We start from the raw sequence: 21,075 nt of genomic DNA on the forward strand, positions 1-21,075 counted from the left end.
AATCACCCATGTGTAGAAGCATCAAGACCCTGTACAACTTCGAGCCGCCCGCCACCGAGCAGGAGATCCGCGCCGCCGCACTGCAGTTCGTGCGCAAGCTCAGCGGCTTCAGCGTGCCGTCGAAGGCCAACGAGCAGGCCTTCGAGCGCGCAGTCGACGAGGTGGCCGCGAGCGCCGGACGGCTGATCGGCGCGCTGGTCACGAGCGCCGAGCCGCGCGACCGGGCCATCGAGGCCGAGCGCGCGAAGGCCAGGTCGGCGGCGCGCTTCGGCACCTGAACGTTCTTCACTGGAGAAAAACACCCATGCCCATCGAACTCTGGCTCGCCTTCGTCGCCGCCTCGGCCGTGCTGCTGGTCATCCCGGGGCCAACCATCCTCACGGTCATCAGCTACTCCATGTCGCACGGCCGGCGCGCCAACGTGCCGCTGGTCGCGGCGGTGGCACTGGGCGACTCCACTGCGCTGGTGGTGTCGCTGCTCGGCCTCGGCGCCCTGCTGGCGGCCTCTGCGTTCTGGTTCACGGTGGTGAAATGGGCGGGCGGGTTGTACCTGCTCTATCTCGGCATCAAGCTGCTGCGCGCCGGCATCGGCAACACTGACATCGCGGCCCCGGCCGCGCCCGATTCGCGTTGGCGGCTGTTCGCCAACACCTACCTCGTGACGGCACTCAATCCCAAGGGCATCGTGTTCTTCGTGGCCTTCCTGCCGCAGTTCCTGAGCCCCGCAGCCGACGTGACGCGCCAGCTGTGGGTGCTGGCGATCACCTTCGTGGCGATGGCGGCGCTGAACGCCACGCTCTATGCGGTGTTCGCGGGATCGGCGCGCAGGTTGCTGGCCTCGCCGCGTGCGCAGAGGCGCTTCAACCTTGCGGGCGGTTCGCTGCTGAGCGCGGCCGGCGTCTGGGCATTGTTGGCACGCCGGCCCGCCTGAGCCGCCTCAGCGGTTCGGATTGTTCGGCCGGCGGTCGTAGCGGTTCGGCACGCCGTCGTTGTCGCGGTCGCGGTCATAGCGGTTGGGCACACCGTCGCGGTCGCGGTCCCGATCGCCATGGGCCGGGCGCGGCGGCGGCGGACGGTCGTAGGCGGGGGCGACGACGCAGCCGGCCAGCACGGCCGATGCGACCAGCAGAAGGGGCAATGTCTTGTTCATGATTTTCTCCTTGGCGTTGTGGGAAGCCGGCCTGCGCTGCGGCAAACCGAATCCGCATTGAAGTCCACCTCCGTCTCGACGCGGTATCCGCTGTGAGGCTCGCACGTGAAGTTCGTTACCGGATGTGGTGCGTGTTGCGACTTTGGACATTTGGCCGCCCAGGCGAAGGCAGCGGCGCGCCTGTTTCGGGGTAGGTGCAGTTCCCGTGGCGGGATCGTCGGGCGTTTGGCCGAGAATGGCGCGCAGCGCCTTGCTCGCACGCTTCTTTTTCCATGCCGTACCGCCCGCCCCTCCTCGCCCGACACCGCCGCCTCGCCATGGCGCTGGTGGCTGCCGTGGCATGCGCGCACGCGGTACCCACCGCCGCGGCGGTGATGCGCTTCGACGAGGTGAAGCGCGGCTTCCGGCCGTCGGACACGGCGGTGCTCGACCGCCACGGCGAGTTGCTGCAGCGCGTGCGCACCGACGCCAGCGTGCGGCGCGGCCAGTGGATCGCGCTGGCCGACGTGTCGCCCGCGCTGCGCACGGCCATGGTGCTGAGCGAGGACCGGCGCTTCTACGAGCACAGCGGCGTCGACTGGCGCGCGGTCTCGTCGGCGGCCTGGGGCAATCTCTGGAACACGCGCACGCGCGGCGCATCGACCATCACGATGCAGCTCGCCGGCCTGCTCGACGAGGACCTGCGCCGCGCCAACAGCGGCCGCACCCTGTCGCAGAAGATCGGCCAGACGGTGGCAGCCGCGCAGCTGGAACGCAGCTGGCGCAAAGACCAGATCCTCGAGGCCTACCTCAACAGCGTGCCGTTCCGCGGCGAGATCGTGGGCATCGATGCACTCTCGCGCACGCTGTTCGGCAAGGCGCCGAGCGGGCTCGATGCGCGCGAGGCCAGCGTGGCCGCCGCGCTGGTGCGCGCGCCCAATGCCAAGCCGGCGGTCGTGGCGCAGCGCGCCTGCGACGTCATGCGAGCCATGGCGCCGGGCGAAAAGATCGACTGCGAGGCGCTCGACATGTTCACCAGCGCCGCGGTGCAGCGGCGCGCCTTCGATGCGAGCGAGGGCATCGCGCCGCATGCCGCACGCCGCGCGCTGAGGGACTTGCGCGAGTCCGCCGCGACCGGGCGCGAGGACGACGCCAGCGTGCGGACCACGTTGCGCGCGCCGCTGCAGCGCTTTGCGCTCGAGACGCTGCAGCGCCACCTGAAGGAGCTGCGCGGCCGCCATGTGGAAGACGGCGCGCTCGTGGTGCTCGACAACGCGAGCGGCGAAGTGCTGGCGTGGGTCGGCTCGTCGGGGCCGCTGAGCCAGGCGGCCGAAGTGGATGCGGTCACCGCGCTGCGCCAGCCGGGCTCCACGCTCAAGCCGCTGCTCTATGCGCAGGCCATCGCCGAGCGGCGCATCACGGCCGCGTCGCTGATCGACGATTCATCGGCGCAGATCGGCACCGCCAGCGGGCTCTACATTCCGCAGAACTACGACCGCCGGTTCAAGGGGCCGGTGTCGGTGCGCACCGCGCTGGCCGCATCGCTCAACGTGCCGGCCGTGCGCACCCTGGTGATGGTGTCGCCCGAATCCTTCGCGCGCCAGCTGCGCGCCGCAGGCCTGCCGCTGCGCGAGAGCGGCGACTACTACGGCTACAGCCTCGCACTCGGCAGCGCCGAGGTGTCGCTGCTGTCGCTGGCCAATGCCTACCGCGCACTCGCCAACGGCGGGCGCCACGGGCCGACGACGCTGGTCGCGCGCGCGCCTGCCGCCGTGCGCAAGCCCGTTGCGCCGGTGTTCGATCCGCGTGCGGCCTTCATCGTCGGTGACATCCTGTCCGATCCGAATGCACGCATGCGCACCTTCGGGCCCGACAGCCTGCTTTCCACACGCTTCTGGACCGCGGTCAAGACCGGCACCAGCAAGGACATGCGCGACAACTGGGCCGTGGGCTGGTCCGAGCGCTACACGGTCGGCGTGTGGGTCGGCAATGCGAGCGGCGCGGCGATGTGGGACGTGAGCGGCACCACCGGCGCGGCGCCGGTGTGGGCCGAGCTGATGCGCTTCCTGCATGCGCGCGAACCGAGCCGCGCGCCGCGCCCGCCGGCCGGCGTGGTCGCGGCGCAGGTGGCTTTCGGCGCGGGCGAAGACGGCAATGCGCTCGAAGCCGCACGCAGCGAATGGTTCGTGCAGGGCACCGAACAGCCGCTCTTCGCACTCGACACCGGCAGCACCGGCGCACCCGCGGGCGCAGTGCCTGCGCGCATCACCGCGCCGGCCGACGGCACCATCATCGCGCTCGACCCCGACATCCCGCCGTTGCATCAGCGCGTGCGCTTCGAGTCCGAAGGCCGCGGCGTGCAGTGGCACCTCGACGGCAAGCCGTTCGCGCGCGGCAACAGTGCGCAATGGCTGCCCTGGCCGGGCCGCCACGTGATCGAACTGGTGGACGCCACGGGCAAGGTGGTCGACCGGCGCCGACTCGAGGTGCGCGGCGCCGGCGTGCTCGCCAAGAGCGCAAGCCGGCGTTAACAATTGCCCTGCCGCCGACTGCGGCATTCCGGCTCGGCCAGAATTCATCCAATGATTCAATGACCCACCGGGTCGTTCGCCCCCTTTCTCTTCTTCGCATCCATGCTCCTGCAGGCACCTCGCACTTCCCTGGCCGACAGCGCGGCCAACAGCATCCGCGCCGAGATCGCGGCCGGCCGCTGGCCGGTCGGCTCGCGCATCCCGATCGAACCGCAGCTCGCGCAGTTGCTCGGCGTGAGCCGCGGCACCGTGCGCGAAGCGGTCAAGACGCTGGTCTCGCGCGGCCTGCTCGAAGTGCGGCAGGGCTCCGGCACCTACGTGCGCTCGGGGTTCGATCCGTCGGCCAGCCTGCAGAAGCTGCGTCGCGCGAGCCTGCGCGACCAGTTCGAGGTGCGCCGAGCGCTCGAGGTCGAGGCCGCGCGCCTCGCGGCCGTGCGCCATACCGCCAAGGACCTGCGCAACCTCAAGGCCCTGCTCGCCAAACGTGGCGTGCCCGATGCCGGCGACGGCGGCGCGGCCTTCGTCGAGCGCGACCTCGCCTTCCACCTCGCGATCGTCGACATCTCGGGCAATCTTGCGCTGGCCGAGACCTGCCGCTTCATCGGCGGCTACATCAAGGAGACCATCGCCAGCACGATGCACACCGCCCTGCCCGAGCCCGACAGCGCGGCGCACGGCGCGATCGTCGATGCCATCGCGAGCCGCGATCCCGACCGCGCGGCCGAGGCGGTGCGCACCTTCCTGTCGCCGATGATCGACGCGCTCGCGCGGGAGGCGGAATGAGCGCCGCATCCATGAGCACGGCCCCCATGCAACCGGTGGCGGCGAGGGAGTTGCTGATCGACGCCGAGGCCGACAGCCTGCCCGCACCGCGCGCCACGCCCGCACCGAGCCTGGCGCGCCGCATCCTGCTCGGCGCCAGCGTCGTACTGATCGCCTTCAACCTGCGCCCGGTGTTTGCGAGCCTCTCGGTGGTGCTGCCCGAGATCATCCAGGCCACGGGCCTTTCGGCCACGGCCGCGAGCCTGTTGACCACGCTGCCCATCGTCTGCCTCGGCGCGTTCGCGCCGCTCGCGCCCTGGCTCGGCCGGCGCTTCGGCACCGAGCGCACGCTGCTCGGCTGCATGCTGCTGATCTTGGTGGGCACCGCGCTGCGCGGCATCGGCAGCATCCCGCTGCTGTTCGTCGCATCGGCCATTGCGGGCAGCGGCATCGCGGTGGCGAACGTGCTGCTGTCGGGCCTGGTCAAGCGCGACTTCGCGCGGCACGCGGCGCTGATGATGGGCCTCTACACCATGGCAGTCTGCGGCGGTGCGGCCAGTGCCGCGGGCCTGACGGTGCCGCTCGAGCATGCGCTCGGCGGCGGCTGGACCGGCGCACTTGCGATGTGGGCGGTGCCCGCGTTGCTGGTCACGCTGCTCTGGGCGCCGCAGGCACTGCCGCTGGAACCGGTGGCGAGCGAATCGGGCTTCGCGGTGCGCGGCCTCTGGCGCGACCCGCTGGCCTGGCAGGTCACCTTCTTCATGGGCTTGCAGTCGGCGCTCGCGTACATCGTGATGGGCTGGCTCGCGCCGATCCTGCGCGAGCGCGGGCTCGGCAGCGAAGTGGCCGGCTACGTGGTGTCGCTCTCGGTCATGACGCAGGTGGTGACCTGCCTCGTCGTGCCCGCGCTCGCGGTGCGGCTGCGCAACCAGCGCGCGCTCGCGGCGGTGCTCTCGCTGCTGACCGTGGCGGCCATGCTCGCAATGCTCATCGCGCCGCTCGGCGGCGTGTGGCTCTGGGGCGTGCTGTTGGGCATCTCGCAAGGCGGCACCTTCGCGCTCGCGCTCACGATGATCGTGCTGCGCTCGCGTGATTCGCACGTCGCGGCCCATCTCTCGGGCATGGCGCAGGGCGTGGGCTACATGGTGGCCGCGCTCGGTCCGCTCGTCGCAGGCCTGCTGCACGGCTGGACCGGCAGCTTCCGCGCGTCGGCCTGGCTCTTCGTCGGGCTCGGCATTGCGCTGGTGCTGGCCGGCCTCGGCGCGGGCCGCACGCTCTACGTGGGCGCGGTGACGGTACCGCGGCGCTAGTCTCGGCTACTGCGGCCCGCCGCAGAACCCGACCCGCTCGGTCGTGGTGGCGGCAAAGTGCAGGCGCGAGGTGGTGGCGGCGTTCGCGGGCGCATGCGCCGGCCAGTCGCTCTGCAGCCATGTGTATTGCCAGCGGTAGGGCTCGCCGGGCCGCGCCGGTTCGCCGTAGGTGATGCGAAGGCTGCCGCTGCTCTCGTCGTGGCAGTGCTTCGACTGCTTGTATTCCTTCTCGCTGAAGCAGGCGCGGACCATCTTCGTGCACGAAAAAGGAATGCCCTCGGCCACCATGCGCGTGCCTTCGAGCGGCACGAAATCGGCCTTGCTGAACGCGGCGCCGCCGCCCGAATACGACTCCGACATTGTCTGCACCACGGCCACGGCCCACTGGCCCTCGGCCACGGGATAGAGCGCGGGCGAGAGCGACAGGTCTGCCCCCGACATCGGGTTGCCAGAGTCCTTGCGGATGGCTTCGGCATAGCCGCTGAAGTCGTGCAGCCGCTGCAGCTGCCAGCCGCCCGCGCCTTTGCCGCTGCCGCCGCGCTGCACACGCGCAATGGCAAGCGGCTCGACCGAGACCACCGCATAGTCGCCTGCGGCGCCGCCACGCGGCTTGTACAGCCCCAGCGCCTGCGCGACGCAGGGCTGGGGCAGCAGCGCGCAAAGGCGCACGCGCCAGTCCGGATCGACCGCCTCGGGCTTCTGCACCGCGACGAACACCTGGGCCGATGGCGTTGCCGCCAGCGCCGGGCCGGCGGCCATCGACAAGGCAAGGAGCATCGGCAGCGCCGAAGCAGCAGCGGGGAGAAAGGCGGGCGGCTGGTTCATCGCCGGCAATGGTAGCGACGCGATGGCAAAGATGCTGCTACCAAATAATGCCAGGCTACCCACTGCCCGCACCGATGGGGTAGCCTTTGCCGTGGGCCGCCGTGGCCCGCAACGCATGGAGCGACGACGCATGACCGACAGGATCCTGGTTCTCTATGGCTCGTACCGCTCGGACCGCATGGGCATCCGGCTGGCCGACTACCTGGTCGCCGGGCTGCGTGCGCGCGGTGCCGACGCCGAACTCGTCGACGCCCAGGCCGTCGGGCTGCCGATGCTCGACCGCATGTACAAGGAATATCCCAAGGGCAGCGCACCGCCGGCCATGGAAGCCCTGGCACAGAAGATCAAGGCCGCCGACGCCTTCGTCTTCGTCACAGGCGAATACAACTGGGGACCGCAACCGGGCCTGAAGAACCTCACCGACCACTTCCTCGAGGAATGGTTCTGGCGCCCCGCGGCCATCGCGAGCTACTCGGCGGGGCGTTTCTCGGGCGTGCGCTCGGGCACGGCCTGGCATTCGATCCTGTCGGAAATGGGCATGGTCGTGGTGTCGAGCACGCTCGCCGTCGGGCCGATCTCGCAGACGCTCGATGCGGCAGCCAAGCCCACGGGCAGCGCGGGCGAGTCGCTGGACCGCGCCTTCGGCCGCTTTGCCGACGACCTCGCATGGTGGACCGAAGCGGCACGCGCGCAGCGCTCGCGCAAGGCACCGCCTTACTGAGCACGCGCGGATCGCCCGCGCAATCTGGCAGAGAACGTGAGGCCTCTCATTGCCTTTGCGCGCGGGCTTTCCTACACTCGGCGCCATGCAACGCCAAGCTCCCATCCGCGACACATCGCGCACGGTCTTCACCGTGCGGATGATGGCGGGGTCGCACCAGACCCTCGCACATCCCTGAGCCCGGCGGTCAGCCTCCCCCTTCTCTTTTTCAGCATTCACATCGACCGCCGGGCACCCGCCCCGCGCGGTGGCGCGCCCCTTTCTGCGGGCATGCCGCGCTTTTTTCCAAGCTGATTTCTCCCGCTGTTCGCGGCCGCATCGCCTCCATGCAGGCGGGTGCGGCCGCGGCGGCCTTGCCATGCGGAAAGAGCACCGATGAACATCCAATCCATCCTCGCGCTGACGGACCTGTCCGTGCGCGGCCTGCGCACCGTGGCGCGCGCGGCCTTCCTTGCGCAGGCGCACGGCGCTCTGCTGAAGATCATGTATGCGCCCGCGGCCTTCGCGGCGCCGGCCGATGCCGACGCGGCCCAACGCCTTGGCGCGCTCTGCCTCGAGACGGCCGAGGGCTTCGGCATCCTCGTGAAGAAGGTCGACGATGCCAGCGGACGGTTCGATGCCGCCGCGGAAGAGGCGCGCTGGTGCGACCTGATCGTGATCGGCGACGAGGTCGACCGTTCACCTGCGTCGTTCTTCCACGGCCAGCCCGCGGAGCGCCTGCTGCGCAGCGCGGCCAAGCCCGTGCTGGTGAGCCGGCTCGCTGCTGCTGCGGCGGCGGGCGGCTACGCGCGCATCCTCGTCGCGGTCGATCTGCGGCGAGACGCGGGCGCGCTGGTCGACATGGCCTGCGCCTTCGATGGCGCGGCCGAGGTCGAGATGTTCCACGCCTTCAGCCCCGCGTACGAAGGCAAGCTGCGCTACGCCGACGTGTCGACGCGCATCATCGAGCACTACCGCGAGACCTGCGCACGCCATGCGCGCGAGCGGCTGCTGCGGCTGTCGGACGCGTCGAGTGCGCGCCGCAACCGCGTAGTCTCGTCTGTCGGGCGCGGCGACCCCGCGCGCCAGTTGGCCGTGCAGCAGCAGTACACCCGCGCAGACCTGCTGGTGGTCGGCAAGCGCAGGCGTGCAGCGCTCGTGGACTTTCTCTGCGGCAGCGTGGCGCAGCGCGTGCTTCGCGGGGCCGCGAGCGACGTGCTCGTGGTGCCGCACGACGCCATCGCCCGACGGCAGGCGCGCTTCAGGCGCGAGGTGCGGATGGACTGAATCCGCCGCCTCAGCGCCCCGCGCCGCGCGGTCCGAACATGATGATCGCCATGCCGATGAAGCACACCGCCACGCCGACCCAGTCGCTCGTGGACGGCGTTACCTTGTCCACGGCCCAGAGCCACAGGATGGCGACGCCGATGTAGACCCCGCCGTACGCCGCATACACGCGGCCCGCGGCCGTCGGATGGAGCGACAGCAGCCACGCGAAAAGCGCCAGGCTCAGTGCCGCCGGCACCAGCAGCCAGGCCGAGCGGCCTTGCTTGAGCCAAAGGTAAGGCAGGTAGCAGCCGACGATTTCGGCCAGCGCGGTGACGATGAAGAGGCCGAAGGTCTTGAGAACGTCCATGGCGCCTAGTCCCGAAACCAGATCTTGAGCGTGACGTACACCGCATAGCCCAAACCGAGCACCAACCAGGCAAGGAAGAACATGTTGGCCCAGTAGTCGCCAGCATTCGTTGCCAAGGTGTAGACCTGCATCTTGCAGGCCTTGCCGACGCATGGCACTTCACCCCTGACCAGCGCGCGTGCGAACTCGAACAGGAAGTAGCAGGCCAGCGCAGCGGCCATCAGCAAGCCCACCGGCCCCGCGACCCCTTCGTTGCGTTCGCCGTTCTCGTTCCAGCGCCCCTTGCGGAGCTGTTTCTGCCCGTATTTGTACCAGGCGAATCCAAGCAGGAGCATCAGAAAGTAGTAGAGGGCGGTGATCATGTCGTCGAACCGTGGCGCTGTGAAAAGAGCGCGTCGGCACGGATCGTATCCGAGCAACGGAGCGTCACGTCGACGACCGCTGTGCCCTGTTGGACGCAGGGCGTCCCCGTCGCCTGCTAGCCCGAATACCCCGCCAGACGCGGCAGGAACAGCACCAGGTCGGGCCACACCGTCACCAGCGCCAGTGCGCCGAACATGACCAGCAGGAACGGAAAGGCTTCCCGCACCAGCACCGCCATCGAGACATTGGCGATCTTGCTCATCATGAACAGCAGCAGCCCGTAAGGCGGCGTGACGAGGCCGATCATGATGTTCAGCACCGCCATCACGCCGAAGTGCACCGGGTCGATGCCCAGCGACACCGCGGTCGGCAGCAGCACGGGCAGGATGATCAGGATGATGGTCGAGCCTTCGAGGAAGGCGCCGAGCACCAGCAGGATCAGGTTGACGAGCAGCAGAAAGGCCATCGGCGAAAGGCTCAAGCCCTTCATCGCGGTGCTCAGCGTGGCGGGAATGTTCTCCGACGTGATCACGTAGTTGAACACCAGCGCACCCGCGATCAGCATGCCGATCGAGACGCTCATGCGCGCGCTCGACAGCAGCGACTGGTACAGGTCGGCCCAGCGCATGCTGCGGTAGAGCCCGACGGAGATCAGCAGCGCATAGGCGGCGGCGATGCCGGCGGCCTCGGTGGGCGTGGTCACGCCGCTGTAGAGGCAGCCGAGCAGGATCACCGGCAGCATCAGCGCCGGCAGCGCTTCGCGCGTGATGCGCGGCATCTCGCGCAGCGGCACCCTCGGCTCCACCGGAAAGCCGCGGCGCCGCGCGAGCACGTAGATCAGTGCCATCTGCACCGCGCCGAGCAGCAGGCCGGGCAGCACGCCGCCGATGAAGAGATAGCCGATCGAGGTGCCCGACACCAGCGCATAGAGCACCAGCGGGATCGAGGGCGGCAGGATGGGGCCGATCACCGCCGAAACCGCGCTCAGCGCGGCGGCGAAGCCCGGCGTGTACTTGCCGTCGCGGGTCATCATGGCCTGCATCAGCTTGCCGGAGCCCGCGGCATCGGCCAGCGCCGAGCCCGACATGCTCGCGAACACAATGCTCTGCAGCACGTTGACCTGCGCGAGTCCGCCCGGAAAGCGGCCCACGAGCGCATTGCAGAAGCGCAGCAGCCGGTCGAGGATGCTGCCCGAGCTCATGATGGTGGCCGCGAGGATGAAGAGGGGAATCGCGAGCAGCAGAAAGCTCGAGTAGGTGCCGTTGAGCAGCTGCTCGGCCGCGGCGCCCATGTCCATGCCCTTGAGGTACAGGTACAGCACCGAGCCGGCGATCATCGCGTGGCCGACGGGCACGCCGAGCAGGCTGAGCGCCACGATCGCGTAGAGCGCCAGCGAGAGGGGACTGGTGAAATTCACAATGCGGAGGGAGAAGCGGATGGATCGGCAGGCGCGGTGCGCGCGGGTCCGCGCACGAGCAGGCGAAGGTTGCGGGCGATGACGGCCACGACGAAGACGAGGTAGATCGCATAGAGCCAGTCCATGCGAATGCCGAGGTACGAGCTCTTCTCGACCTTCATGAAGCTCACGTAGTCGTACGACGCGGGCAGCGACATGCCGAACAGCACGATCACGCCGAGCGAGGCCACGGCGCCGGCGACGCGCCGCACGCGCCGGCTGGCGATGCCGGCGACGATGTCGATGCGGATCTCTTCCTCGTCCTTCAGCACGAAGGCCGCGCCCCACAGCACCAGCCAGAGCCAGGCCGCGAGCGAGAGCTCGGTGGTCCAGCCCACGGGCCAGTCGAAGATGTAGCGCGCAGCGATCTGCACGATGAAGGCGACGAAGATCACCGCCAGAAGCGTGGCCGCAACCGCCTCGGCGAAGCGGTGCAGCAGATGGAGGATGCGGCCGAGCATTGCAGCAGCCGCCTTCACTTCATGGCGTTGATCTTGTCGAGCATGCCGGCCGGCCAGCTCTTGGCGTCGGCCGAGGCGAGGTACGCCTTCTGCGCATGTGCACGGAAGGCGGCGATGTCGGGCGCATACACCTCGAGCCCCTGCTTGCGGAAGCTCTCGGCCAGTTCAGCCTCGCGCTTCTGGTGCTCGGCGGTGCTCCAGGCGATGGCCTTGTCGGCGGCGGCCTGGAAGGCCTGCTGCTTCGCGGGCGCCATGCCCTGCCAGGTCTTCATGTTGACGGCCAGCACGTCGAAAGCCACGAGGTGCGAGGTCAGCACGATCTGCGACATGACCTCGTAGAACTTCATGTTCTGCACGTTCGGCAGCGGGTTGTCCTGGCCGTCGATTGCGCCGGTCTGCAGGCCGGTGTAGGTCTCGGCGTAGGCCATGGGCGTGGGGTTGGCACCGAGCGAGCGGCCCAGCATCTGCCAGGTGTCGCCGGGCGGCATGCGCAGCTTGATGCCGGCCAGGTCGGCGGGCGCGTTGATGCGCTTCTTGGGCTTGATGCCGACGTGGCGCGTGCCGAAGAAGGTCGGCCCGAGGATCTTCACCTTGAGCTGGTCTTCGACCATCTTCTTCATCTGCGTGCCGAGGTCGCTCGCGAAGAAGCTGTTCAGGTGGTTGGCATCGCGGAACAGGTAGGCCGAGGTGAGCAGCGACCATGCGGGCACCTGCTTGGAGATGTCCTGCGGCGCGATGTTGCCCATCTCGAGGTTGTCGCGCTGCAGCGCCACGAGTTCGGTGCCCTGGCGGAACAGCGTCGAGTTGAGGAACATCTCGACCTTGAAGTCGGCCTCGATGTCCTTGGCGAACTGCTTCATCATGTCGGCGCGGATGTCCTTGTCGGAGAACACGGCGGCGAAGCGCAGCGTGGGCTGGCCCTGGGCCCAGGCCGGCACGGCGGCACCGGCGGCCAGTGCGGCACCCGCGCCCAGCAGCGTGCGGCGGTCGATGGAACGGTTCATGGTTTTGTCTCCTGTTTTCTCTTGGCGATTGGAATGATGAACGAAGGCGAAGGCGGGCTCAGGCCGCGGTGGCCGCCGCGGGCTCCGGCGCCAGCCGCTGGGCCAGCGCCCGGAGCGCGAGCTCGTAGCCGAAGGGCCCGAAGCCGCAGATCACGCCGGTGGCCGCCAGCGAGACCAGCGAATTCTGATAGAGCGCGTCGCGCCGATGGATGTTGGTCACGTGGACTTCGGCGATCGGCTGGTCCAGCGTCTTGAGCGCATCGAGCAGCGGGATCGAGCGGAACGACAGCCCCGCCGGATTGATGACGACCGCCGCGGCACGCTCGCGCGCTTCCTGTACCCAGTCGACGAGCACGCCTTCGTGGTTGCTCTGGCGAAATTCGCAGCCGAGGCCCAGTTCGTCCGCCACGCGGCGGCAGAGCTGCTCCACCTGCGCCAGCGTCGTGCTGCCGTACAGGTGCGGCTCGCGCACGCCGAGCAGGTTGAGGTTGGGGCCGTTGAGGATGTAGACGATGGGACGCATGCGGCCGATTCTTCGGCCCGGCCGCCAAAGGCTTTCCAGACTGGAAACCTATTTCATAATGCGGCGCATGAGCATCTCCCTCGACCGTGGCCTCTCCGTGCTGGAGCATCTCTCGCACCATCCGCAGGGGCTGCCGCTGACGCTGCTCGCGTCCGAGCTCGACATTCCGCCGAGCGCCTGCCACCGCTTGCTCGCGGAGCTGCAGCGACGCGGCTACGTTCGGCAGGCGCGCAAGCAGGGCGACTATGTGCTGACCACCAAGGTGGTCTCGCTCGGGCTCGGTTTCCTGAGCGGCGCGGGCATCGTGAACGTGGCCGAGCCGCTGCTGGAGCGGCTCGGGCAGGCTTCGGGCGAGCTGGTCCGCCTGTCGATCGTCGACGAGGATCGCCTGACCTGGGTCGCCAAGTCGCAGGGCCTGCGCCAGGCGGGGCTGCGCTACGACCCCGACATGGGCATGGACGCGCGCCTGTCGTGCACCTCGTCGGGCCATGCCTGGCTGATGACGCTGAGCGACGAGCGCGCGCTCGAACTGGTCTCGCGCCAGGGCTTCGGCACGCCGGCCGAATACGGTCCGAAGGCGCCCACGACGATCCGTGCGCTGCTCGGCTACCTGCACGCGGCGCGGGTGCGCGGCTACGCGATGATCGACGAGGTCTTCGCGCCCGGCATGTCGGCCATGGCCGCGCCGGTGTTCCGCCGCAAGGAAGTGATCGGCGTCATCAGCATCGCGGGGCCGCGCACCCGCCTGGGCAGCGACCGCATGCACGAACTCGCGCCCGCGCTGCTGGCGGCCACCGCCGAGCTCGGGCCGGTCAGCAATGCGTCGAGCCTGTTCGGGCGGCCCGCACTCGGCAAGGGCTGAACCGGTCCCTTATTCCCGCGCGGATTGCAGGATCAGGCAAGAACGCCGTTCGATTCGTCTACCGCCCGCCGCAGTGTCGGCACGAAACTTCCCTGCATGGCCGGCGCAGCCCCTGCGCCATGCTTCAGACAGACCGCAGAGGAGTTTCACATGAGCGCAATCCGAGAGAAAGTCGTCCTCATCACCGGCGCGAGCGGCGCCATCGGCGAAGCCACTGCGCGCCTGCTGGCACGCCGCGGCGCCAAGGTGGTGCTCGGCGCCCGCCGCACCGAGCGGCTCGAGGCGCTGGCCGGGCAGATCGCGGCCGAAGGCGGCACCGCGAGCTGGCAGCGGCTCGACGTGACGTGGCGCCCCGACGTCGAATCTTTTGCCGAATTCGCGCTCGAGCAGCACGACCGCATCGACGTGCTGGTCAATGCCGCTGGCGTGATGCCGCTCGCGCCGCTGTGGACGCGCAAGGTCGACGAGTGGGAGCTGATGATCGACGTCAACCTGCGCGGCGTGCTGCTCGGCATGGCGGCGGTGCTGCCGACGATGCAGGAACAGGGCGCGGGCCACATCGTCAACGTGGCGCCGGTGCCGGCCGAGGGCGTGTCGCCGAACTCGGCCGTCTACTGCGGCACGCAGTACGCGATCGACGCGGTTTCCGAAGGCCTGCGGCAGGAGCATGCCGGGCGCATTCGCGTGACGGTGGTGCGCCCCGACGTGAGTGCGGCGAACATCACGCTGGCCGACCACATCGCGGCCTGCAGTGCGTTCGAGCGCATGGTCACGCGGCGCCGCATCGCGGTGCCCGCCGAGGCGGTGGCGCGCTCGATCGCCGGCGCGATCGAAGGCGGCAGCATTGCCGCGCCACGCCGCCCGGCATGGCGGCCGCGGCCGGCCGAGCACGCCGCGTTCTGACGCCGCTCTGACGTCGTTCAAGCCCGCGGCTCGGCGGGCAGGTAGATCCGCGTCAGGCCCTTGGCGATGGCGTCGACGATCTGCTCCTTGCGCAGCCCGATGTGCTCCTTGAGCACGCGCTGCGCCGCGGTTTCGTCGCGCGCGGCCAGCGCCTTCAGGATCTGCTGGTGCTCCTTCTGCGTGGCGTTGCGCCCCACGTTCTCCATGTCGATCCAGCGGATGAAGCGGATGCGCTCGTTCAGCACGCCCAGCATGCGGCGCAACTCCTGGTTGCGTGCCATGTCGGCAATGCGCAGATGGAAGCCCTCGTCGAGCTCCACCAACTGCTCCACCGGCGCATCGGGCGGCGCCTTCTGGCTCGCAGCCAGGTAGGTCCGGGCCTGGGCGATGTCCTCGTCGGTGGCGCGCAGGATCGCCAGCGACAGGCAGGCGCTTTCGACGGCCACCCGCGCCTCGTACAGATCGAGCGTCTCCTGCACATCGAGCGGACGGCGCACGAAGCCGCGCGTGGCGGGCAGCAGGAAGCCGTCGTTCACCAGCCGGGCCAGCGCCTCGCGCACGGGCGTTCGGCTCACGCCCAGCCGCTCGGCCAGCTCGATCTCGCTGAGGCGCTCGCCCGGCTTGAGCTGGTAGGAGATCGCCATGTCGCGCAGCGCCTCGAAGACGCCCGAGCCCCGTTCGCGCCGCAGCTTGGAGATGGGTGTGACGGGGCCGGGCGCGACCACCGGGCTGCCGCTTGTCTTGTGCATGTTTTTAAGTATACTGAAATGCGTTCTTAACTGGACCCCCACAGGTCCACCCCGCTGGAGCTTATCGAATGTCATCCATGAACGGCGCGGACGCGCTGGTGCGCATGCTGCAACTCAACGGCGTCAAGCACATCTTCGGACTGTGCGGCGACACCAGCCTGCCCTTCTACGACGCGCTGGCGCGCCTCGACCACGGCATGGACCACGTGCTCACGCGCGACGAGCGCAGCGCCGCCTACATGGCCGACGCCTATGCCCGCGTCACCGGCAAGCCCGGCATCTGCGAAGGTCCGAGCGGCGGCGGCGCGACCTACCTGCTGCCTGGACTGGTGGAAGCCAACGAATCGGCCATTCCGGTGCTGGGCATCACCTCGGACGTGTCGGTCGGCGCGCGCGGCAAGTTCCCGCTGACCGAACTCGACCAGCAGGCGCTCTACCAGCCGCTGACCAAGTGGAACACCACGATCGACCGCGTCGACCAGATCCCGCATGCGGTGCGCAGCGCCTTCCGCGCCATGGTCACCGGCCGGCCCGGCGCCACGCACATCTGCCTGCCCTACGACGTGCAGAAGCACGCCATCGATCCGGCTGAGGTCTGGGCGCAGCCGGGGCACGACCGCTACCCCGCCTACCGCTTCGCGCCCGACCCGGCCGAGGTCGAACGCGCGGCCGACAAGCTGGTGGCGGCGCGCTGCCCGGTCATCGTGTGCGGCGGCGGCGTGGTCATCTCGGGCGGCCATGCCGCGCTGGAGGCGCTGGCCACGCAGCTGAACGCGCCCGTCTGCATCACCATCAGCGGCAGCGGCAGCCTGCCGAGCAGCCATCCGCTGAATGCGGGCGTGATCGGCACCAACGGCGGCGTCGAGGCCACGCGCGATGTCATCGCCGAGGCCGACCTGGTGCTGTTCGTCGGCGCGCGCGCGGGCTCGACCACCACCGAACACTGGAAGATGCCGGCACGCGAGGTAGCGATCCTGCACCTGGACATCGACCCCGGCACCATCGCCACCAACTACCGCACCGACGTGGCACTGGTCGGCGACGCACGCCTGGGCCTGGCCGCGCTGGCCGCGGCGGTGGGCGAGCGCATCGCGCACCGGCCGGCCGATGCCGCAGACGGCCGCGCGATCGTGGCGCGCAGCCGCGCGCAGAAGCAGGCCTTCTTTGCCGGGCTGGCCCGATCGACCGATCGCCCGATCAAGCCCGAGCGGGTGGTCGATGCACTGAACCGGCTGCTGCCCGCCAATGCCGTGGTGGTGGCCGACCCCGGCACGCCGTGCCCGTATTTCGCCGCCTACTTCGACGCACCGCAGGCCGGGCGCCACTTCATCACCAACCGCGCCCACGGTGCGCTCGGCTTCTCGATGGCCGCAGGCGTCGGCGCGGCGTTCGGCCGGCCCGACGCCATGGTGGTCTCCGTGATGGGCGACGGCAGCTTCGGCTTCACCTGCGGCGAGATGGAAACCATCGTGCGACGCGGCGTGCCGTTGAAGATGATCGTGTTCTCCAACGCGGTGTTCGGCTGGATCAAGGCCAGCCAGAAGACCGGCTACGACGAGCGCTACTACTCGGTCGACTTCAACCGCACCGACCATGCGCGCGTGGCCGAGGCCTTCGGCGTGAAGGCCTGGCGCGTGGAAGACCCGAGCGAGCTGGAGGCCGCGCTCAAGGCGGCGCTGGCGCATGACGGTCCGGCGCTGGTCGACGTGCTCTCGCAGCCGTTGCAAGACACCGCCGTGCCGGTCAGCCAGTGGATGGGTTGAGCAAGAATCGAGCGTCCAACAGCAGTCACTCACATCGAAAGGCCAACAAGATGCAGTTCCCGATCCATCGCCGCCGCGCCCTGCTGGCCGCGGCCGCCCTGAGCCTGGCGGGCGCCGCCGCGGCCCAGCCGTCCGACGCGCCGCTGCACATGGTGGTCACCTTTCCGCCTGGCGGCAGCACCGACATCGCGGCGCGCATCATGCAGCCCGAGCTCGAAAAGCGCCTGGGCCGCCCGGTGGTGGTCGAGAACCGGCCCGGCGCCGCGAGCCAGCTGGCGACCAGCCACGTGGCCAAGTCGGCGCCCAACGGCAACACCGTGCTGGTGGCCTTCGACACGCACGCCATCAACCCCATCGCCAAGTCGCGCCTGCCCTACGACACCTTCAAGGACTTCACCGGCGTCACGCTGGCGGTGCGCTTCCCGCTGGTGATCGGCGCCTCGGCCTCGGTGCCGGCCAAGGACCTGCGCGGCTTCATCGACGCGGCGAAAAAAGAACCGTCGCGCTTCAGCTACGCATCGACCGGCGTCGGCTCCATGAATCACCTGGTCATGGAAGACATCAAGCGCCGCGCCGGCGTCTATGTGCTGCACGTGCCCTACGGCGGCGGCGGGCCGGCCGTTCAGGCGGTGGTGGGCAACGTCTCGCAGCTCACGCTGCTGAGCTACGCCGCGCTCAAGGGCCAGATCGCCGCAGGCAAGATCAAGCCGCTGGCCGTCACGGGCACCGAGCGCCTGCCCGACCTGCCGGACGTGCCCACCGTGGCCGAGTCGGGCTTTCCGGGCTTCCAGGCCTATTCGTGGATCGGCATCTTCGCGCCCGCGGCCACGCCGGCCGACAAGCTGGGCCCGCTCACCGAAGGTTTCCGCGCCGCGCTGCAGGCGCCCGAGGTGAAGAACAGGCTCACGCAGGCGGGCTTCGAAGTGATGGCCACCGATGGGCCGGGCGTCGACCGCCATGCGCGCGCCGAGTTCGAGCGCTGGACCGCCTTCGTGCGCGAGACCAAGCTGAAGCTGGAGGAATGACGATGCCCATGGCGCTGGACCATGTGGTGATCGCGGTCGAATCGCTCGACGAGGCGGTGGCCGACTACCGGCTCGCCGGCTTCAACGTCATTGCCGGCGGCAGGCATCCGGGGCGCAACACCGCGAATGCGCTCGCGGTGTTCGACGACGGCAGCTACCTCGAGCTGATCGCCTACTCGGCGCCTTCGCCCGAAGAGCGCTGGTGGCGCGTGCTCGATGCGGCCGGTGAGGGCCTGGTCGACTTCGCGCTCTGGCCAGAGGACATCGATGCCGCCGTGGCCGCCGCGCGCGAACGCGGGCTGGCCGAACTGACCGCCGTGCCCGGTGCCCGGCAGCGGCCCGATGGCGTGCGCATCGCCTGGAGCTCGGCGCGGCAGGTGCGGCACGACCTGCCTTTTCTCTGCGCCGACATCACGCCGCGGGCGCTGCGCGTGCCCGAAGGCGACGTGCGCCGCCATGCCAACGGTGTGCGCGGCATTGCCGCGGTGCAGGTCGCCGTGCACGACGTCGAGGAAAGCCTGGCGCGCTACCGCATGCTGCTCGGCCCCGATGCGATGGCCGGTGATGGCCGTGTGCGCCTGCAGGGTTTCGACATCGCGCTGCACGCCGAGCCCGGCCGCTCGCGCGGCGAAGGGCCGAGCGCCATCACGTTGAAAGTCGATGCGGCCGGCAACCCTGGCCAGATCGACCCGGCGCTGACGCACGGCGTGGCGTTCGCGCTGACCGGTTCGTAGCACCGGGGGGCCCGCGTGGGGCTTGGCTAACATCGCCCCATGGTTTCCACCACGCGCCTTCCGTCGACCCAGGGTCTGCTCGCTTTCGAGGCCGTCGCGCGGCTGCGCAGCGTGAACCTTGCCGCCGAGGAGCTCAGCGTCACGCCGAGCGCGGTGAGCCACCGCATCCGGCAGCTCGAACTGCAGCTCGGACTCAAGTTCTTTTCCGGCGGCGATTTCGGCCTCAGCACCGACGGCCTCGCCTACCTTGCCCGCGTGCGCGAGGCCATCGCCGCGCTGCAGCAGGTGCCCGGGCGCGAGCCCGCATCGCAGCTGCGGCGGCTGCGCGTGGCCGTCACGCCCACCTTCTCGCGCCAGATGCTGCTGCCGCGGCTGGCACAGTTTCGCGATGCCTATCCGAACATCGAACTGATGCTGCAGGTCACCATGCCGGTGCGCAACCAGACTGCCGAGGAAGCCGACCTCGAACTGCGCTTCGGCAGCGGACCCTTTCATGACCGTGAGTTCTGCCAACTGCTGGCCGACGATGTGTCGCCGGCCTGCAGCCCGGCCTACCTGGCACGCCACGGGCCATTCGAAGAGGGCTTTGCGAGCGAGGCCGAGATCGCGCGGGCCCAGCTGCTGCGCACGCCGCTCGAGTCGTGGCGCATCTGGTTCAAGGCCTGCGACATCGGACTGCCCGAGCCGGCCACGGGCCATCAGTTCAACGACCTGGGCCTGGCCCTCGACGCGGCCGCCGAGGACTTCGGCGTCGTGCTGATGCACCTGCGGCTCGGCCGCGCCTGGCTCGAGAGCGGGCGGCTGGTGCGGCTTTCGGCGCGCAGCGTGCCGTCGCCCAATGCGTACTTCCTGTGCTGGCGCCCGGGCGCGATGGAGCGCTGGGAGTGCGCGACGTTCGTCGAATGGCTGCGGCAGGCGCTGCGCGACGGCGCACAGCCCTGAATTCTTTTCAGCACCGCCGCGGGTATTTTTCAGATCGGCCGCGCCGCGGCGCGCCACACTCGGCGCGGGCGCAGCCTGCCTGCTGTCCATAATGGCGCGCCAACGCCGCACCGGCCGACCCCTACAAGCGATACCGAGGAGACACCCCTTGCCCGACCTTTCCAAGATCACCACCATCGAAGACCTGCGGGTGATCGCCAAGCGACGCGTGCCGAAGATGTTCTACGACTACGCCGATTCCGGCGCGTGGACCGAAGGCACCTACCGCGCCAACGAAAGCGACTTTCAGAGCATCAAGTTGCGCCAGCGCGTGGCGGTGAACATGGAGGGCCGCAGCACGCGCACCACCATGGTCGGCCAGGACGTCGCCATGCCCGTGGCCATTGCGCCGACCGGCCTCACGGGCATGCAGCATGCCGACGGCGAGATCCTCGGCGCGCGCGCGGCCAAGGCCTTCGGCGTTCCGTTCACGCTGTCGACCATGAGCATCTGCTCGCTCGAGGACATTGCCGAACACACCGGGCGCCATCCGTTCTGGTTCCAGCTCTACGTGATGAAGGACCGCGACTTCATCGAGCGCCTGATCGAGCGCGCCCGCGCCGCCAACGTGTCGGCGCTGCAGCTCACGCTCGACCTGCAGATCCTCGGCCAGCGCCACAAGGACATCAAGAACGGCCTGACCGCGCCGCCCAAGCCCACGCTGAAGAACCTGATCAACCTTGCGACCAAGCCGCGGTGGTGCATGGGCATGCTCGGCACGAAGCGCCGCACCTTCGGCAACATCGCCGGCCATGCCAAGGGCGTGAAGGACCTGTCGTCGCTGTCGTCGTGGACCGCCGAGCAGTTCGACCCGGCGCTGAGCTGGGCCGACGTGGAATGGATCAAGAAGCGCTGGGGCGGCAAGCTGATCCTCAAGGGCATCATGGACGTGGAAGACGCACGCCTGGCGGCCGCGAGCGGCGCCGATGCGCTCATCGTATCGAACCACGGCGGTCGCCAGCTCGACGGCGCGCCGTCTTCCATCGCCGCGCTGCCCGCCATCGTCGATGCCGTGGGCCGCGAAATCGAGGTCTGGATGGACGGCGGCATCCGCAGCGGCCAGGACGTGCTCAAGGCGCGCGCCCTGGGCGCTCGCGGCACGCTGATCGGCCGCAGCTTTCTCTATGCCCTGGGCGCGTACGGCGAGGCGGGCGTGACGCGCGCGCTGCAGATCATCCACCGCGAGCTCGACCTCACGATGGCCTTCTGCGGCCGTACCGACATCGACACGGTGGATTCGGGGATCCTGCTGCCGGGGACGTTCTAAGCCCCCATCGGCTGCAGGCTTGCGGCAACGGCTGACAAGCACGCCCCAAAAGGCGTGCCGAGAATGACGGTTCCAACAACATCGCCCTCGA

At 69.5% G+C, this 21,075-nt stretch carries 23 protein-coding genes; 14 read left to right on the plus strand and 9 right to left on the minus strand.

Annotated elements, in window-relative coordinates:
• The first annotated feature begins 8 nt into the window (after positions 1-8).
• Complete coding sequence (locus tag AC3A6J_RS03015) at positions 9-278, plus strand: DUF2277 domain-containing protein (protein WP_487858412.1); 270 nt, start codon at positions 9-11, stop codon at positions 276-278.
• A 26-nt stretch (positions 279-304) separates the two neighbouring features.
• Positions 305-931 (plus strand): LysE family translocator, encoded by a 627-nt coding sequence (locus tag AC3A6J_RS03020; RefSeq protein ID WP_487858413.1) that lies wholly within the window; start codon positions 305-307, stop codon positions 929-931.
• Positions 932-937: 6 nt separating this feature from the next.
• Here the strand turns inward: AC3A6J_RS03020 and AC3A6J_RS03025 are convergent, their stop codons facing one another.
• Positions 938-1,150 carry a thrombospondin type 3 repeat-containing protein gene (locus AC3A6J_RS03025; protein ID WP_487858414.1) on the minus strand — a complete coding sequence of 71 codons (213 nt, stop codon included), beginning with the start codon at positions 1,148-1,150 and terminating at the stop codon, positions 938-940.
• A gap of 317 nt (positions 1,151-1,467) precedes the next feature.
• Between AC3A6J_RS03025 and pbpC the strand changes: the two genes are divergently transcribed.
• From pbpC to AC3A6J_RS03040, 3 genes are all read left to right on the plus strand, one after another.
• On the plus strand, positions 1,468-3,660 hold the full coding sequence (pbpC, locus tag AC3A6J_RS03030; RefSeq protein WP_487858415.1) for a penicillin-binding protein 1C: 2,193 nt from the start codon (positions 1,468-1,470) through the stop codon (positions 3,658-3,660).
• A gap of 102 nt (positions 3,661-3,762) precedes the next feature.
• Positions 3,763-4,443 carry a FadR/GntR family transcriptional regulator gene (locus AC3A6J_RS03035; protein WP_487858416.1) on the plus strand — a complete coding sequence of 227 codons (681 nt, stop codon included), beginning with the start codon at positions 3,763-3,765 and terminating at the stop codon, positions 4,441-4,443.
• An 11-nt stretch (positions 4,444-4,454) separates the two neighbouring features.
• A complete protein-coding gene (locus AC3A6J_RS03040) occupies positions 4,455-5,732 on the plus strand; it encodes a CynX/NimT family MFS transporter (RefSeq protein WP_487858417.1) in 1,278 nt (425 codons plus the stop codon).
• Positions 5,733-5,738: 6 nt separating this feature from the next.
• Here AC3A6J_RS03040 and AC3A6J_RS03045 read toward each other — a convergent pair whose 3' ends face one another.
• Positions 5,739-6,557 carry a hypothetical protein gene (locus AC3A6J_RS03045; protein ID WP_487858418.1) on the minus strand — a complete coding sequence of 273 codons (819 nt, stop codon included), beginning with the start codon at positions 6,555-6,557 and terminating at the stop codon, positions 5,739-5,741.
• 130 nt (positions 6,558-6,687) lie between these two features.
• On the opposite strand from AC3A6J_RS03045, the gene AC3A6J_RS03050 reads away from it, so the two are divergent.
• Both AC3A6J_RS03050 and AC3A6J_RS03055 read left to right on the plus strand, forming a co-directional pair.
• Entirely contained in the window at positions 6,688-7,278 is a 591-nt protein-coding gene (locus AC3A6J_RS03050) for an NADPH-dependent FMN reductase (protein WP_487858419.1), read from the plus strand.
• Between the two features lie 375 nt (positions 7,279-7,653).
• A complete protein-coding gene (locus tag AC3A6J_RS03055; RefSeq protein ID WP_487858420.1) occupies positions 7,654-8,544 on the plus strand; it encodes a universal stress protein in 891 nt (296 codons plus the stop codon).
• Positions 8,545-8,554: 10 nt separating this feature from the next.
• On the opposite strand, the gene AC3A6J_RS03060 is transcribed toward AC3A6J_RS03055, so the two are convergent.
• The 6 genes from AC3A6J_RS03060 to AC3A6J_RS03085 all read right to left on the minus strand — a co-directional run bounded on the left by AC3A6J_RS03060 (position 8,555) and on the right by AC3A6J_RS03085 (position 12,700).
• Entirely contained in the window at positions 8,555-8,893 is a 339-nt protein-coding gene (locus AC3A6J_RS03060; RefSeq protein ID WP_487858421.1) for a YnfA family protein, read from the minus strand.
• A gap of 5 nt (positions 8,894-8,898) precedes the next feature.
• Positions 8,899-9,255, minus strand: a complete 357-nt coding sequence (locus AC3A6J_RS03065; protein ID WP_487858422.1) for a hypothetical protein — start codon at positions 9,253-9,255, stop codon at positions 8,899-8,901.
• A 116-nt stretch (positions 9,256-9,371) separates the two neighbouring features.
• Positions 9,372-10,673: a TRAP transporter large permease gene (locus AC3A6J_RS03070; protein ID WP_487858423.1), complete on the minus strand. Its 1,302-nt coding sequence runs from the start codon at positions 10,671-10,673 to the stop codon at positions 9,372-9,374.
• Entirely contained in the window at positions 10,670-11,173 is a 504-nt protein-coding gene (locus tag AC3A6J_RS03075; protein WP_487858424.1) for a TRAP transporter small permease, read from the minus strand. Before AC3A6J_RS03075 ends, AC3A6J_RS03070 begins: the two co-directional genes overlap by 4 nt.
• A gap of 14 nt (positions 11,174-11,187) precedes the next feature.
• Complete coding sequence (gene dctP / locus AC3A6J_RS03080) at positions 11,188-12,177, minus strand: TRAP transporter substrate-binding protein DctP (protein ID WP_487858425.1); 990 nt, start codon at positions 12,175-12,177, stop codon at positions 11,188-11,190.
• A 58-nt stretch (positions 12,178-12,235) separates the two neighbouring features.
• Positions 12,236-12,700, minus strand: coding sequence for a type II 3-dehydroquinate dehydratase (locus AC3A6J_RS03085; protein WP_487858426.1), 465 nt, complete (start codon positions 12,698-12,700; stop codon positions 12,236-12,238).
• A 67-nt stretch (positions 12,701-12,767) separates the two neighbouring features.
• Here AC3A6J_RS03085 and AC3A6J_RS03090 point away from each other — a divergent pair, with 67 nt between their 5' ends.
• Entirely contained in the window at positions 12,768-13,562 is a 795-nt protein-coding gene (locus AC3A6J_RS03090; protein WP_487858427.1) for an IclR family transcriptional regulator, read from the plus strand.
• 150 nt (positions 13,563-13,712) lie between these two features.
• Positions 13,713-14,465, plus strand: a complete 753-nt coding sequence (locus AC3A6J_RS03095) for an SDR family oxidoreductase (RefSeq protein WP_487858428.1) — start codon at positions 13,713-13,715, stop codon at positions 14,463-14,465.
• 17 nt (positions 14,466-14,482) lie between these two features.
• Here AC3A6J_RS03095 and AC3A6J_RS03100 read toward each other — a convergent pair whose 3' ends face one another.
• On the minus strand, positions 14,483-15,214 hold the full coding sequence (locus AC3A6J_RS03100) for a GntR family transcriptional regulator (RefSeq protein ID WP_487858429.1): 732 nt from the start codon (positions 15,212-15,214) through the stop codon (positions 14,483-14,485).
• A gap of 68 nt (positions 15,215-15,282) precedes the next feature.
• On the opposite strand from AC3A6J_RS03100, the gene AC3A6J_RS03105 reads away from it, so the two are divergent.
• From AC3A6J_RS03105 to AC3A6J_RS03125, 5 genes are all read left to right on the plus strand, one after another.
• Positions 15,283-16,977, plus strand: coding sequence for a thiamine pyrophosphate-binding protein (locus AC3A6J_RS03105; protein WP_487858430.1), 1,695 nt, complete (start codon positions 15,283-15,285; stop codon positions 16,975-16,977).
• Between the two features lie 50 nt (positions 16,978-17,027).
• Positions 17,028-18,002 (plus strand): tripartite tricarboxylate transporter substrate binding protein, encoded by a 975-nt coding sequence (locus AC3A6J_RS03110; RefSeq protein ID WP_487858431.1) that lies wholly within the window; start codon positions 17,028-17,030, stop codon positions 18,000-18,002.
• Between the two features lie 2 nt (positions 18,003-18,004).
• Entirely contained in the window at positions 18,005-18,736 is a 732-nt protein-coding gene (locus AC3A6J_RS03115) for a VOC family protein (RefSeq protein ID WP_487858432.1), read from the plus strand.
• A gap of 39 nt (positions 18,737-18,775) precedes the next feature.
• The gene (locus AC3A6J_RS03120; protein ID WP_487858433.1) at positions 18,776-19,678 is read left to right on the plus strand and encodes a LysR substrate-binding domain-containing protein; all 903 of its coding nucleotides are present in this window, start codon (positions 18,776-18,778) and stop codon (positions 19,676-19,678) included.
• Between the two features lie 148 nt (positions 19,679-19,826).
• Positions 19,827-20,984 (plus strand): alpha-hydroxy acid oxidase, encoded by a 1,158-nt coding sequence (locus AC3A6J_RS03125; RefSeq protein ID WP_487858434.1) that lies wholly within the window; start codon positions 19,827-19,829, stop codon positions 20,982-20,984.
• Positions 20,985-21,075: the final 91 nt, after the last annotated feature.

The sequence above is a fragment of the Variovorax sp. Soil_C_39 genome (assembly GCF_057656815.1).

Coding starts and splice junctions, on each gene's coding strand:
- AC3A6J_RS03015 (WP_487858412.1), top strand. CDS start 9: ATGTGTAGAAGCATCAAGACCCTGTACAACTTCGAGCCGCCCGCCACC.
- AC3A6J_RS03020 (WP_487858413.1), top strand. CDS start 305: ATGCCCATCGAACTCTGGCTCGCCTTCGTCGCCGCCTCGGCCGTGCTG.
- AC3A6J_RS03025 (WP_487858414.1), bottom strand. CDS start 1,150: ATGAACAAGACATTGCCCCTTCTGCTGGTCGCATCGGCCGTGCTGGCC.
- pbpC (WP_487858415.1), top strand. CDS start 1,468: ATGGCGCTGGTGGCTGCCGTGGCATGCGCGCACGCGGTACCCACCGCC.
- AC3A6J_RS03035 (WP_487858416.1), top strand. CDS start 3,763: ATGCTCCTGCAGGCACCTCGCACTTCCCTGGCCGACAGCGCGGCCAAC.
- AC3A6J_RS03040 (WP_487858417.1), top strand. CDS start 4,455: ATGAGCACGGCCCCCATGCAACCGGTGGCGGCGAGGGAGTTGCTGATC.
- AC3A6J_RS03045 (WP_487858418.1), bottom strand. CDS start 6,557: ATGAACCAGCCGCCCGCCTTTCTCCCCGCTGCTGCTTCGGCGCTGCCG.
- AC3A6J_RS03050 (WP_487858419.1), top strand. CDS start 6,688: ATGACCGACAGGATCCTGGTTCTCTATGGCTCGTACCGCTCGGACCGC.
- AC3A6J_RS03055 (WP_487858420.1), top strand. CDS start 7,654: ATGAACATCCAATCCATCCTCGCGCTGACGGACCTGTCCGTGCGCGGC.
- AC3A6J_RS03060 (WP_487858421.1), bottom strand. CDS start 8,893: ATGGACGTTCTCAAGACCTTCGGCCTCTTCATCGTCACCGCGCTGGCC.
- AC3A6J_RS03065 (WP_487858422.1), bottom strand. CDS start 9,255: ATGATCACCGCCCTCTACTACTTTCTGATGCTCCTGCTTGGATTCGCC.
- AC3A6J_RS03075 (WP_487858424.1), bottom strand. CDS start 11,173: ATGCTCGGCCGCATCCTCCATCTGCTGCACCGCTTCGCCGAGGCGGTT.
- dctP (WP_487858425.1), bottom strand. CDS start 12,177: ATGAACCGTTCCATCGACCGCCGCACGCTGCTGGGCGCGGGTGCCGCA.
- AC3A6J_RS03085 (WP_487858426.1), bottom strand. CDS start 12,700: ATGCGTCCCATCGTCTACATCCTCAACGGCCCCAACCTCAACCTGCTC.
- AC3A6J_RS03090 (WP_487858427.1), top strand. CDS start 12,768: ATGAGCATCTCCCTCGACCGTGGCCTCTCCGTGCTGGAGCATCTCTCG.
- AC3A6J_RS03095 (WP_487858428.1), top strand. CDS start 13,713: ATGAGCGCAATCCGAGAGAAAGTCGTCCTCATCACCGGCGCGAGCGGC.
- AC3A6J_RS03100 (WP_487858429.1), bottom strand. CDS start 15,214: ATGCACAAGACAAGCGGCAGCCCGGTGGTCGCGCCCGGCCCCGTCACA.
- AC3A6J_RS03105 (WP_487858430.1), top strand. CDS start 15,283: ATGTCATCCATGAACGGCGCGGACGCGCTGGTGCGCATGCTGCAACTC.
- AC3A6J_RS03110 (WP_487858431.1), top strand. CDS start 17,028: ATGCAGTTCCCGATCCATCGCCGCCGCGCCCTGCTGGCCGCGGCCGCC.
- AC3A6J_RS03115 (WP_487858432.1), top strand. CDS start 18,005: ATGCCCATGGCGCTGGACCATGTGGTGATCGCGGTCGAATCGCTCGAC.
- AC3A6J_RS03120 (WP_487858433.1), top strand. CDS start 18,776: ATGGTTTCCACCACGCGCCTTCCGTCGACCCAGGGTCTGCTCGCTTTC.